Origin of the sequence: Shouchella lonarensis (assembly GCF_900096965.1) — a bacterium.
Taxonomy (GTDB): domain Bacteria; phylum Bacillota; class Bacilli; order Bacillales; family Bacillaceae_D; genus Shouchella; species Shouchella lonarensis.
Window position 1 is genome coordinate 1 of record NZ_FMYM01000015.1, and the last position, 13,590, is coordinate 13,590.

The window sequence follows — 13,590 nt, forward strand, 5'->3', positions numbered from 1 at the left end:
ATCAAGATGCGCTCAACATCATGAACAAATACCCGCGCAGCACATTTGCTGTACTCGATATAGCGGGCCATAACTTACAAATTGAGCAACCACAATTGTTTCATGCGCTTATCAATGAATGGTTGGATAGAATAGAAACCTAGTGTAAAAGGTTCACAAGGGAGGCGTTTGTAAATGATAGAAACAAAACGACTATGTTTACGTCCGTTTACAGAAGATGATATTCCGCGGTTGCATGAGATTTTCTCTGATCGTGAAACGATGGCGCATTATCCATCCCCGTTTAGCTATGAGAAGACAGAAGCTTGGGTGAGATGGAATCAGGAAAGCTATGAAGAAAATGGCTTTGGGCTCTGGGCGGTTTGCTTACGGGAGAATCAAACATTGATCGGTGATTGTGGGTTGGTCAAGCAAACAGTTGATGGATGCACTGAAGTGGAAGTCGGTTATCATATTGATAAAAATCACTGGTCACAAGGCTTTGGTTCTGAAGCTGCGTTCGCTTGTAAAAACTATGCGTTTGAAACGTTAGGATTGAACCGAATCATTAGTATCATTGTACCGGACAATATGCCGTCGCGTCGTGTCGCTGAGAAAATTGGTTTGCGCGAGGAAAAGGAATCATTTGTGTTTGGGAAAAATCATGTTATCTATTCGGTCGACAACGGTAACGGGGTACACCATTCTATTACAATAAATGAAGAGGACATAGCAAAAACGTAATGTTGACGTTTATGATAGGCATGATCTTTCCTGCGATTCTAATAACCCTGCTGCTGTTCATATTATTGCATTTTATATACAAAAAAGCGTCTTCTCTAGTAAAACATCTGTTTTTGAATGCAATGATACCCGCTATCATTGTTGCTAGTTATTTATTGTTTCTGTATGATTTCACAAAAATAGGTATGTTGTTTTTCGCATACTTGCCGGTCGCATTTCTCTGCTTCGTCATTTTCGGTTCCATACCACAAATACTTTGCGTGCGCTTGCAATCTTCCCGTGTACAACGCGGGTTTATCTATATGATGACAGGTGCAGTTGGTTTTCTCTGTTTACTTTTGATTTTTAGAGAAGGAAGAAGTTTGGTCGACACGATCGACGTCAACATCATCATTCTTTATGTACTTTCTTGGGGCACATTTTTTTTCATGGATGTATGGTTAGATAGAATGGGTGATTCCGATAAGTAGGGCATATGATTACTCATTTGAAAAATGGTTAATGTGTGGGTTGGTCGGTAAAGAGATAAAACGCGTAGGGAAGAAACAAGGTAGGCATGTACAGTATGCTACCTTCTTTCTTCATGTGTCTACTTACGTAAGTCCAATCGGAATGAGTAACAGAACTTCTCAAAGCCCATTCTTTCGTAAAACCGGTGGGCATTGAGTCTTTGCAGCCCCGATTCTAATGCAATGTACTGACACCCCTGTTCGCGCGCGTAATCAGAAAGGTAAGTGATCAATTTTGCACCGTATCCTTTTGAGCGTGCCGTTTCTTTTGTCACGAGATCATAGACGTACAAGTGCTTTTTGTTGTAAAAATTTGTCTGAATCGCGACGCCTGCGATCGCTGTTAATTCTTGCCCTTCCATGTATCCAAATATCGCATAACCACTCTGTTGCATGTCCTGAAATAAGTGGGTGAATGCTTCGTGTGAAAGGTCTGGTCGTAATGTGTGTAATAAATCATAAGCAAGTTTGATGTCTGTTTCTTTTGTAAGTTGATGGATCATTGGATTGCTCCTTTCTATTTATCCTATCGCTTGTCTTCCCGCTCTAACGTCCTCAACCGCGCCTTCAACTCCTCAATCTCCGTCTCTTGTTCAGCTGACAGTGCTTCGGTCGTTGCGCTAATGAGTGTTGTGAGCTGGAACTGCAGGTGCTCGCGCTCATTAGCACGTAGCTGTGCGGCTGTGTTGAGCCGAGGTTGGGCGCGTTTTTCCCGGTAAGCGTTGTAGTTGCTATCATACATATCAACACGCCCTTTTTCTACATGGAGAACGCGGGTGGCGATTTTCTCTAAAAAGTACCGGTCGTGTGAGACAACAACGAGGGCGCCGTCGTATCCCTGCAACAAGTCTTCAATGATTTCACGCGTATCAATATCGAGAAAATTGGTCGGTTCGTCCAGCACAAGTAAGTTTGCTCCGCGTAAATAAAGCTTTAAAAACGCAACCCGACATTTCTCACCCATACTAAGAGCGCGCACTTGCTTATGCACATCATCTCTGGAGAAGAGAAAACAGCCAAGTAATGTGCGAATATCGGCTTCAACAGTGCCTGGGAGCGTTAAAAACGAGTCGAGGATCGTTTGCTTGGCAGACAAGTCATCAAGTTCTTGCGAGAAATAGCCAATTTTCGTTTGTGGGCTCATCGAGACTTTCCCAGTAACAGGTGTAAGTGTGCCAATCATACATTTGAGCAACGTCGTTTTGCCAGCGCCATTCGGACCGGTGACGGCAATTTTATCGCTGCGGTTGACAGAAAAGGTGACATCAGTAAAAAGGTTTTTGTGCCCGTAGGAAAAAGAGACATCTGTCGCTTGTAGCAATGTGCGACCGGCAAAAGAAGTTGCTTGTAAATGCATATGGAGACGCTCACTTTGTTGTGGTTTACGAATGCGCGACTCATCAAGACGTTTCAGCGCCGATTCTTTGGCGTGTAGACGGGAGACATTTTTCTTTGCCTTGGCGCGGGCAAAATCATTTTGTCCAGCTTGTTTATGAGCGGATTGAAACCATTGTTGGTAATTACGAATGGCTGCCAGTAACGCTTGGCGCTCTTGTTCTTGTTTCTTTGCTTCAGCTGCTTGTGTTTTCCGCTCGAGGTCTTTTTGTTGTTTGTAAGCTGTATAACCACCTTCGTAACGGGTGCAACTTGTTTCGGTTAATTCATAGATCGCCTCGGCCGTTTCATCAAGGAAGTAGCGGTCATGTGATACATACAAAACGGCGCCGTCATATTGTTTTATCCATGTGGCGAGCCACGTGATCGTTTCTTCGTCTAAATGATTGGTTGGTTCGTCCATCACTACACAAGGAGGTTGTTGCAACAAAATACGAGCGATTTGTGCGCGCGTTTTTTGACCGCCGCTTAAGTGAGAGACAGGTGTGTGCCAAGTGTCTGGTGGTAGCCCGACGGTGTGCAAACATTTTTCTACATCCGTATCGAGGTTGTAACCATTCATTTGCAAAAAGCGGTCATATAATACTTCGTAACGTTTGAATGAGTCGGGGTCTTCCAGCTTTTGTGTCAGTGTCTCTAATTGTTGTTTTATGAGTGCGCGCTCATGGTCTCCTGTTGCAACATAGTCTTGCAACGTTGCTGTTGCATGGACTTCTTGGTGCAAGAAAGCCCATTGCGAGACGGGAACCATGTGGGTGACCGATCCGTGGTCAAACGGGGTGTCTCCGCATAAGCCGCGTAGTAGCGTCGTTTTGCCAACGCCATTTTGTCCATATACGGCGACATGCTCTCCGTTCTTTAATTCGATGTGGATATTTTCAAAAAGCGTGTGTCCACACCATTCTTTTTTTAAACAAGTTGCTTGGAAAATAAACATATCCATACCTCCCATGAATGTCGCGAAAAGTGTGAGGAAACGCGCACGTAAAAATCATGGGTAATATGGATACACAAATAAACGCTTAGCCGCTATGTACGGTATAAGCTTGTTTCTATTGTTTGTGGTCAACATCGCCCTAAAAAAGTGCATACGAATCCCGTCTTTTCACGCTAAAACTGTGCGTATTTGTCGGGTTATGAAAGAAACAGTTCGTATGATTACTTTTTAAGCTCGATGTCGTCCACCTCCAGTACATGTTTTCCATATGAATTTTACATTGCTACAGGAACCATGTCAATAAATCAGTAGAAAAATGATTGACAGCGTGGGTGGATCACGGTAAAGTGGAGCACGAAGGATGTTTGAGATGAGAAAGATACGTTGGAGTTGAACAGTCTAGAGTGCACAAGCAGTTGTGCAATGTACTTTTGCGATAAGTATGGAACTGTTTTGACACCTCCATTTAAACGAGGTGTTTTTTGTGCGTACCTAAAATGAATGATAAAGGGGGTGGTGTGGGATGGATAGTTTACCCAATCCGAGGATAGGCTGTAGAAAACGAGATCAGTTTGAGGAGCAATTCATCCTACATCAGCCTGTAGGAATGAAGCGCCTCTCTTTTTAAAAGGAGGGGATCGATTTGGAGTTGTTGAAAAGTAAGTGGAAACGGAATGATTATGAAAAAGAAGTGATCAAACATTTATCTGAGCGTAATTTACGTCTTTTTAGAGAGTCATTTTTAGCCTTGCATCCAACCGATCAGATGGAATTATTTTTGCGGCTAGAAAAGGCGTTACAAAAACAAGTACTATTATTTTTGAGCCCACAAGAGTTTGCCGATTTGTTTCAAGGGTTTGAGTTAGAAGATCAACTCACGCTTTTCCCTGAGCTCAGTTACCAATATGCTGTGTCGATGTTTAACCATATGTCTGCTGATGATGTGGCTGACTTTTTAGCTGAAATTGATAAGAATAAAGCAGATGACATGCTTAGCGCGATGGATTTAGAAGAGTCTAAGCGTGTAGAAGAGCTCATGGCTTACGCACCAAAAACAGCCGGTGCGATTATGACAAAGGAATTTATTCGTCTTGCCGTTACTTCTACAGCGAAAGAAGTGATTGAGGCATTAAGGCAAACAGCGCCCGAAGCGGAAACCATTTATTATTTATACGTTGTGGATGCAAATCAACATTTGGTTGGCGTTGTCTCATTACGTGACCTCATCGTTGCAGCACCATCTCGGACAGTAGAAGAAATGATGAGTACGAAAGTTGTATCTGTATTTGAAAATGATGATCAAGAAGACGTCGCCCATTTAATCAAAGAATACGATTTCTTAGCGGTACCAGTTGTGACGCCGGATAAGCGGCTAGTTGGTATTATTACGGTTGATGATGTCATTGATGTTTTGGAGGAAGAAGCCACGGAGGACTTTGATGATTTTGCTGCATCACGCGGGGCGACTGACTTATCATTAACAGCATTTGCGGCGGCGAGGAAACGAGCACCGTGGTTAATTTTGTTGATGTTTTTCGGTTTGTTAACAGCTAATATTATTGGTCGGTTTGAGGAGACATTAGAACAAGTGGTGTTATTGGCAGCGTTTATGCCACTGATCATGGGGACAGCGGGAAATACAGGGACGCAGTCGCTAGCAGTGGCTGTGCGTGGACTTGCAACAGGGTCATTTGAACGGAGCGGTGTATGGAAACCAATTAGACGTGAACTTGGGACAGGTTTGTTGCTTGGTTTAATATGTATGGTTGTGTTAATGGTCATTATTAGCGTGTTTTATCAAGGGAATTGGACGCTTGCCTTTATTGTTGGTATCTCACTATTTGTAGCGTTAAGCATTGCAGCTGTCATTGGTACCATTATTCCGTTGATCATTGATAAATTCAAAATTGATCCGGCAGTGGCATCAGGGCCATTTATTACCACCTTAAATGATATTATTGGCTTACTCGTTTACTTTACAGTGGCGACCGTTTTGCTAGGAAATATCGTGATGTAAAAATGTCACAGGAAAACATAGTGTGTAACGAGCAGATCCTTCTCTGTTACACACCTATGTTTATTTTTTTATTGCCCGTAATACGGCACTGGTTACAAGTACTAAAATAATCGCCCCAACAAGCGCGGGAATTAAAGCGAAGCCGCCGAGACGAGGTCCCCACGCGCCAAAGATCCACATGCCTAAATTTGCGCCGACAATCCCAGCAATAATGTTGCCCAGAATGCCATATGGAATATCTCGTTTTGTGATGGCACCAGCAGCCCAACCAATTAAACCACCAATTAGAATGCTCCAAAGAATACCCATGATTTCCTCCTTTTCTTTTATCAGTGTTTACGTGATAAAAAACGATGTACCTTTTGTTTTCCCTATTTAAATAAAAGTAAACAGGAGAAATTTGGTATGCTATTCAAACCCTTTTATCAAGCGGTTTTGAACACGGGGTGGCAACTTTTTTAAGAATTTAAGGGCTTTAAGCTGAGATTTTTGAATAAAACCGCTATAATGGAGGAGTACACGTAGGATCAGTCCATGGTTCTCCTCGATTTTGTGTAACATGCATGAAAGGGTGAATGATCAATGAGAGACGTAACAATTGTGAAGCAGCAACGGAATGTGTTGCGAGAAGAGCTGGGTAAGTGCATTAATAAAGTGAAAGAGATGAAGGTGGATGAGGCAAGTTTCAAACAAATGTCACAGCACGAGCAACAAGTGTATATTTATTTAGACCGAACGATGCAACGGTTACGCACACAAATTAATGCGCTTGAGTTTGTGTTGAATGAAGATACGCAGTTGGCTGATCCGTATTTTGATCGGGCTGCAGAAAAGTTGGAGATTAGCCGAGAGACGATTTTTGGTGGCGCGAAGAAACCAGTGCCAGCTGGTGAAGGTGATTACAACCTTGATATGAGTAAAGTAGACAAGCATTAAAATAAGATTGACAGACCACAGCTTCTGCGTGCCAATACGCACGTAGAAGCTCGTGGTGATGCAAGGGAGGAGCCACATATGGACACGTTACATACAATGAATAAGACTGGATTACAGGAACATTATCATATGTTAAAAGGGCAATTTGATCATTTTTGTGCCCAAAATATCTCCTTAAACATGGCACGCGGAAAGCCGAGTCCTGCACAACTTGATTTATCGATGGATTTATTAAATGTACTCACTCCGAAAGATTGTCTGCAAGTAGAAAACGGCATCGATCCACGAAATTATGGTGGGCTAGATGGTATTCCTGAAGCAAAAGGATTATTTGCCAAAATGTTTGGGGTACGCAGTTCACAAGTGTTTGTTGGCGGCAATTCAAGCCTAACATTAATGCACGATCGTGTTGCTCGGGCGATGACACATGGTGTAGAAGATGGATGCTTGCCGTGGTCCAAGCTTCCTAAAGTGAAATTTCTATGTCCTGTCCCAAGCTATGACCGTCACTTCGAGATTTGTGCATTGTTCGGGATAGAAATGATTCCCATTGCAATGACAGAAGAAGGGCCGGACATAGATGAAATAGAGCAACTTGTACGTGAAGATGATGCGATCAAAGGGATGTGGTGTGTCCCGAAGTACAGTAACCCAACTGGTATTACTTATAGTGACGAGGTGGTTCGTCGATTAGCAAGGATGCAAACAAAGGCACGAGATTTTCGTCTTTTCTGGGACAATGCGTATGCTGTTCACCATTTGACGAACACACCTGATGAGTTACGCAACATTTTTGAGGATGTTGCGGGTACAGAAAATGAAAACCGTGTTTACATGTTTGCTTCTACATCAAAAATGACATTTCCTGGCGCAGGTATTTCAGCATTTATCTCAAGTGAAGCGAATATTACGGCAGCAAAAAAAAGGTTTTTTTCGGTGCAAACAATAGGTGCCGATAAAATAAATCAATTGCGGCATGTCCGCTTTTTTGAGAAAGTGGGTGGGATTCCCGCATTGATGAAAAAGCATGCCGAAATTTTAAAGCCGAAATTTGCGGAAGTGGATCGCGCATTCACAGCGTCATTAGCTGGGAAAGGCATTGCCACGTGGACGAAACCAAAAGGTGGCTATTTTGTTAGCTTAAATGTGCTTGATGGTTGTGCAAAACGGGTTGTGGCGCTTGCTAAGCAAGCTGGCGTGACGTTAACGACTGCTGGTGCGACATTTCCATATGGCGTTGACCCGCGAGACAGAAATATTCGTATTGCACCAACATATCCGAGCATGAGTGAGCTAGAGCAAGCGATGAAAATTATTTGTGTTTGTGTAGAGCTAGCTGCTGTAGAAAAATTGCTGGCGGTATGAGCATGCATCTATGACGTCGTTACGTAGAGATGGAAGTCGTCCTACTAATATGTAGGGCGCGCTTCCCCTTGGTCTGTTAAGATGAGCGGTCCATTTTTTGTGATGGCTATCGTATGTTCGTACTGAGCAGAGAGTGAGCCATCAATTGTGCGTGCGGTCCAACCGTTATGATCAAGTTTGCTTTCATAGCGACCAATATTAATCATTGGTTCAATGGTGATCACCATGCCTTCACGCAAGCGTAGTCCTTTGTTTCGTTCCCCAAAATGTAATATTTGTGGGGGCTCATGGAGTGTGGGACCCACGCCATGCCCTGTAAAATCGCGGACCACGGCATAGCCGGCTGTCTCAGCATGAGTTTGAATTGCATGCCCAATGTCGCCAATACGATGACCGACTTGAGCTTGTGAGATGCCTTTGTATAGAGACTCATGAGTGACCTTCATCAAATCACGTGCTTCTTTGGAAACGTTGCCAACAGCATATGTCCAAGCGGAATCGGCCAAGGCACCATTCAAATTAAATACAGAATCAATCGTGACAATGTCGCCGTTTTTCAGTGGTGTACGACGCGGGAACCCGTGACAAATTTCGTCATTGATCGAGGCGCATGTTGCGTATTGATAGCCTTTATACCCCTTTTGTTCGGCTGTGGCGTGATGTTTTTTTAAAAACTGCTCAACAAATAAATCAATTTCAGCTGTTGTGATACCCGGCTTGATGAAGGACGAGAGTGCTTTGTGGCAAGACGCCAGTAATGCTCCCGCTTTTTGCATCAGTGCGATTTCACGGTTTGATTTTAATGTGATCAAGATGATTACCTACTTTCTTATGGTCAGATTAATATATATAATGTGTAAAGAGAATAACGGTTCATTTTTTTATGTATGTTATTTTAGCATATTGTTTTGTAAGACAGAAGCGGCTGAGTCAATTTCAACTTTTATTTATGATTATGATGTTTTTATCTAGGGAGGGGAATGACAATGGATGATCGATTATTTAAAACGGCAATGAGTAAATTTGCAACAGGCGTAACTGTGCTATTAACCGAAGTGGAAGGCAATTACCATGGGATGACAGCAAATGCATTTATGTCAGTTTCTCTTACCCCAAAGCTGATTGCGGTTTCCATTGCAAATCATGCAAAGTTTAAACCGATGGTAGAAGAAACGGGGACGTTTTCTGTTAATATTTTGTCAGAAGATCGTGCTGACTTGTCTATGCATTTTGCAGGACAAAAAGAGTCAGAAAATGTTTCTTTTTCGTTTCTAAACGGGTTGCCTGTTGTAGAAGGAGCAATTGCGACCATTGCTTGTGATGTGCACGATGTCAGTGTTCAAGGTGATCACTCAATTTTTATTGGGAAAGTAAGAGATGTGGTTGTGACGAATGAATCGCCGCTTGTTTATTATGAAGGTGGTTATAAAAGGATGGTTTAGAACTAACGTGTAACCGAGTGATGAAGTATCGCTGTTGCAAACAAGGCAGGTGTCGTGATGAAGCAACACATTATATCCGTAATAAAATTGTTAGGTATAGGGATCTTTTCATTTTTATTTTTTGTAGTCATTTTATTTGTTCTCCAAGGAAAAGACGAATATGGGAGAGGGCCCACTTTTTTTGGATGGTCTTCTTATACCATATTGTCAAATAGCATGCAGCCATCTTTTAGTAGTGGAGATGTGGTGGTGATGAAGCCAGTAGAGGACATTGAAGTCACTGTGGATGATATCATTACTTTTATGATGCCAGAACGCCGATTTGTTACCCATCGCGTCACGGATCAATATGTTGAAGAAGGTGTCACTTATTATGTAACAAAAGGAGACAATAATAATGTCACAGACGAAGATCCTGTTGTGAAGGAACAGATTGTTGGTGTCCACGTGTTCACGATTCCTAAATTAGGTTCACTTGCGCAGTCTATTCGACAACCGATCGGTTATGTACTACTGATTGCTTTGCCAATTGCAATTTATTTATTGCTCACGCTCTATGAAATCATCAGAAAACGTTCTAACGAGAAGTCTTAGAAAGTTGCATTCAAAAGGAATGTCCACTTTAATGCATCCATGCTCTCTAAAGCATTTTTAAAGAGAGGTGGATGCTTTGATTGTTCATGTGCTTTTTTGTGTGAAATTAATGATGATGAGGTCATCGCATAAGTCAAATGGTCCATGGAGTTTCCTGATTTATGGGATTATAATATATAAATAGAACTATATTTCGTATGAGTAAAAAGGATCATTTTCAGACAGATGTTTAAAAAGGAACGGTTTGAAGAAAGAACAAAAGGTTCATAAATCCTAGTTACAAGGGGGGATTTACGTATTAAAAGTGTTCTATCTTCACAATAGACAAATCATATGTGAAGATAGAAGTGTGAGAAAAGGGCATCCTGTATGTTTATATTTTTGCTATAATTCGATTAGAATCACACACTTACACACGGGGAGAGGATGCTTTCATGAAAAAAGCAACATCAAGATATGCGAAGGTAGCTTGTGCAGCGACATTGGCACTAGGTATGGTCGCAAGTTCGTTTACATTTCCGTCGCAACCGTCTTTGGCAGAGAATGGAGAAAAGAAGCATTTGTACATTCAGGATGATATTGATTTAGAGAGTGAAGAGACAGTATCAGTCATTGTGGAATTAACGGAAATGCCTGAAAAAGTAGCTGTTGCTACAGCTGAAAAGCTCGGAAAGAAATTGTCAGAGGAAGAGGCAAAAGAGAAGGTCGAAGGGTCACATGTCGCGTTTGAAGAGGCGCTAGAAGAAGTTTCTAATGAACAATCAGAATATGTTATTGAGAAAACATATGAAACCGTATTCAACGGCGCGGCGTTAAGTTTACCGGCCAATCAAGTTGAGGATTTGTTAGAAGTCGAAGGAGTAAAGGCCATTTATAGCAATGATACAGTTGAGTTAATTGCTCCCGTTGAAGAGACAAGCCTAGACGATGTTGTGGAGCCATTGATGGCGAATAGTTTACCGCATTTAGGAATTACAGACATGCATGTCGATGGTGTGACGGGTGCGGGAATAAAAGTAGGTGTTTTAGATACAGGCATTGATTATCACCACCCAGATCTTACGAATGCTTATAAAGGTGGCTATGATTTTGTTGATGGTGATGATGATCCAATGGAAGCGACTTATGATGATTGGCTCGAGTCGGGTCTACCAGAATTTAGCGCTTCAGGTCGACCGTATTATACGAATCACGGGACACATGTAGCCGGAACAATTGGTGGACAAGCAGACAATGATGTAGACATGGCTGTGCTTGGTGTTGCACCAGATGCAGATCTTTATGCGTATCGTGTACTTGGTCCATATGGTAGTGGGTTAACATCAAATGTCATTGCGGCAATTGATCAATCAGTACGTGACGGTATGGACGTCATCAATCTTTCTCTTGGTGCGAGCGTTAATGACCCAATTTATCCAACAAGTATCGCAACGAATAATGCGTCGCTAGCCGGTGTAACCGTCGTCAATTCAGCAGGGAATGCTGGGAGTGGACTAGGCACAGTCGGTTCTCCAGGGACAGCGGCATTGCCAATTGGTGTGGGTGCAAGTGATCTACCAGCAACAATAACAGAGTTTTCAAGTTCGTATGTTTTAGGAGAAGCAACATTGACAGGAGACTTACGTGTTTTAGCGACCTCTTTTGGCGCTGATTTAGCGGCATTTGCGCATGAATCATATGAACTGGTTGGCGCAGGTCTTGGATACGCATCAGACTTTGAAACGATCGATGTAGAAGGAAAGATTGCAGTCATTTCTCGTGGTGAAATTACTTTTAACGAGAAGATTGCTAATGCGAAGGCAAATGGTGCGATAGCAACAATCATTTATAATCATGAGCCGGGTCAAGGGCACATTCCATTTTATCTTGGTGAAAGCCATAGCTATATTCCGAGCTTTTCACTAACGTATGAGCAAGGAAGTGCGATTGCAGAGAAATTAGAGGAAGGAAGTCAAGTAACGTTTGGTGACATGTCAGAAATGGTTGCTGGCGGCGACCGGTTGGCAGACTTTAGCTCTCGTGGACCAATTAACGTCACGGCCGCAATTAAACCAGAGATTGTCGCACCAGGCGTCTCAATTTTATCGACAGTACCATCGTACACAGCAGGCTCTGAGCACGTCGGGAATTATGATATTGCGTACGCTCGGATGTCTGGAACATCGATGTCGGCGCCGCACGTAACGGGTGTGGTTGCACTTATGCTACAAGCAAATCCTGATTGGACACCGGCTGATGTGAAAACACGGTTAATGAATACAGCTGTTCCCCTTTCTCAAGAATACAATGTGTTTGAAGTTGGTGCAGGTCTCATCCAACCAAAAGACGCGGTAGCTACAGATATGATGATTCAAACAACGATTGATGGCTTGCATCTGGAAAACGATCGTTTACAGCTTGTCGACGACTTAACGGGTGCTATCAGTTATGGATTTGTGAGCACAAATGATGGGAATATTCGTGAACGGGAGAGCTTACGCTTTACAAATAGCGGTGAAACAGCGAAGACCTTTAACGTGGATGTTGATTTTCATACTGTCAACGGCACACAAGAAGCTTCTGCAAATGGGATTGTGGCACAAACAAATACGGTTGTTTCCGTGCCAGCAGGTAAAACGGTGACAAACAATGTGTTCTTCCTCGGTCCAAAGACAGCAAAGCAAGGGTTATATGGTGGTTACATTACGTACACGAATCAAGACGATGATGATGAGGTGTACCGTGTACCATTTGGTGCATATGTAACACCGGAAGCAGTAGAACCATATCCTGTTGGTCGCTCTTTTAAAGAATAATCATGCAATGATAGTGGGGCTCATGTAGCCCTGCTATGTAGATGAAATTTATCACTCCAAGGGGGAATTCGGACATGAAGAAATTAAAAATAGCAATGATTGGTACGGCGTTTGCGGGAGCGATTGTTTTGATGGTAGGAAATAATGGATCTTTTTCATGGTTTACATCAGAAACATCAGCTTCTGGCCAGCTCACAAACGGTACGTTGGAATTAAATGACGGCAATAACATTTCAGGAAACATTGTTCAGGCAACAAACTTTGCACCGTCACAGCTCATTTTCGGCGACTGGTTGGAGGTCGGAAATACAGGAACGCTTGATGCACATTTACGTACCACATACTCCCATAGCATCGACGTAGCGGCACCAATTGATGCATATAAAGTGGGTTACATTGCAATTAAATATACAGTGGCGCCAGACAAGGACGTATACGAAGGCGCGCAGTATGATTTGCAGAAATTGTTTGATGGTGTTACCAATGAGCGCCAGTCTGCTTCTGTCTCGATGACGCAGGAGAAAAAACTAAACGGCGTTGAAATTTTGACGGGCATTGTGGATGAGGATGCGTATACGGATAATGCAACTTCATTTATTTTTGGTGATGGCGCCTTAGATGGAGATAAAAATAAGTTTTGGCAACTTAAGCAAGGGCAGTACATTGATATAAATATTGGCGTGAAATTAGACGCAGAAGCGGGTAATGAATATCAAGGTGCTACGTATGAGGCAGTGCTAGATGTTTTAGGGAAACAAACAGATGAGGGAGCATTGTATACAGAAAAATAGCATGTTTTCATGGACCAGCAACCTATTGCTGGTCTGTTTTTTATATGTCCGATTAGTGAATAGGTAGTATGGCCTACATTTGTCTA

General features: G+C 42.6%; 13 protein-coding genes. 9 read left to right on the forward strand and 4 right to left on the reverse strand.

Going from position 1 to position 13,590, the window contains the following annotated elements:
- The coding region (locus tag BLT29_RS13755) for an alpha/beta fold hydrolase (RefSeq protein WP_245701295.1) at positions 1-143 on the forward strand (143 nt) is incomplete at its 5' end.
- 31 nt (positions 144-174) lie between these two features.
- On the forward strand, positions 175-723 hold the full coding sequence (locus BLT29_RS12625) for a GNAT family N-acetyltransferase (protein WP_090776681.1): 549 nt from the start codon (positions 175-177) through the stop codon (positions 721-723).
- 589 nt (positions 724-1,312) lie between these two features.
- On the opposite strand, the gene BLT29_RS12635 is transcribed toward BLT29_RS12625, so the two are convergent.
- Complete coding sequence (locus tag BLT29_RS12635; RefSeq protein WP_090776683.1) at positions 1,313-1,735, reverse strand: GNAT family N-acetyltransferase; 423 nt, start codon at positions 1,733-1,735, stop codon at positions 1,313-1,315.
- A 23-nt stretch (positions 1,736-1,758) separates the two neighbouring features.
- Positions 1,759-3,564, reverse strand: coding sequence for a ribosomal protection-like ABC-F family protein (gene abc-f, locus BLT29_RS12640; protein ID WP_176763922.1), 1,806 nt, complete (start codon positions 3,562-3,564; stop codon positions 1,759-1,761).
- 643 nt (positions 3,565-4,207) lie between these two features.
- Here abc-f and mgtE point away from each other — a divergent pair.
- Complete coding sequence (gene mgtE / locus BLT29_RS12645) at positions 4,208-5,581, forward strand: magnesium transporter (RefSeq protein ID WP_090776685.1); 1,374 nt, start codon at positions 4,208-4,210, stop codon at positions 5,579-5,581.
- A gap of 60 nt (positions 5,582-5,641) precedes the next feature.
- On the opposite strand, the gene BLT29_RS12650 is transcribed toward mgtE, so the two are convergent.
- Complete coding sequence (locus tag BLT29_RS12650) at positions 5,642-5,890, reverse strand: GlsB/YeaQ/YmgE family stress response membrane protein (RefSeq protein ID WP_090776686.1); 249 nt, start codon at positions 5,888-5,890, stop codon at positions 5,642-5,644.
- A 273-nt stretch (positions 5,891-6,163) separates the two neighbouring features.
- On the opposite strand from BLT29_RS12650, the gene BLT29_RS12655 reads away from it, so the two are divergent.
- A complete protein-coding gene (locus BLT29_RS12655) occupies positions 6,164-6,517 on the forward strand; it encodes a hypothetical protein (protein ID WP_090776687.1) in 354 nt (117 codons plus the stop codon).
- 78 nt (positions 6,518-6,595) lie between these two features.
- Positions 6,596-7,882, forward strand: coding sequence for an aspartate aminotransferase type Ic (locus BLT29_RS12660; protein WP_090776688.1), 1,287 nt, complete (start codon positions 6,596-6,598; stop codon positions 7,880-7,882).
- 44 nt (positions 7,883-7,926) lie between these two features.
- On the opposite strand, the gene map is transcribed toward BLT29_RS12660, so the two are convergent.
- Positions 7,927-8,694 carry a type I methionyl aminopeptidase gene (gene map, locus BLT29_RS12665; RefSeq protein WP_090776689.1) on the reverse strand — a complete coding sequence of 256 codons (768 nt, stop codon included), beginning with the start codon at positions 8,692-8,694 and terminating at the stop codon, positions 7,927-7,929.
- 174 nt (positions 8,695-8,868) lie between these two features.
- Here map and BLT29_RS12670 point away from each other — a divergent pair, with 174 nt between their 5' ends.
- The 4 genes from BLT29_RS12670 to BLT29_RS12685 all read left to right on the forward strand — a co-directional run bounded on the left by BLT29_RS12670 (position 8,869) and on the right by BLT29_RS12685 (position 13,504).
- On the forward strand, positions 8,869-9,324 hold the full coding sequence (locus BLT29_RS12670; RefSeq protein WP_090776690.1) for a flavin reductase family protein: 456 nt from the start codon (positions 8,869-8,871) through the stop codon (positions 9,322-9,324).
- 57 nt (positions 9,325-9,381) lie between these two features.
- A complete protein-coding gene (locus tag BLT29_RS12675) occupies positions 9,382-9,918 on the forward strand; it encodes a signal peptidase I (RefSeq protein ID WP_090776691.1) in 537 nt (178 codons plus the stop codon).
- A 434-nt stretch (positions 9,919-10,352) separates the two neighbouring features.
- Entirely contained in the window at positions 10,353-12,713 is a 2,361-nt protein-coding gene (locus BLT29_RS13950; RefSeq protein WP_090776692.1) for a S8 family serine peptidase, read from the forward strand.
- Positions 12,714-12,787: 74 nt separating this feature from the next.
- Positions 12,788-13,504, forward strand: coding sequence for a M73 family metallopeptidase (locus BLT29_RS12685; RefSeq protein WP_090776693.1), 717 nt, complete (start codon positions 12,788-12,790; stop codon positions 13,502-13,504).
- Positions 13,505-13,590 lie beyond the last annotated feature (86 nt).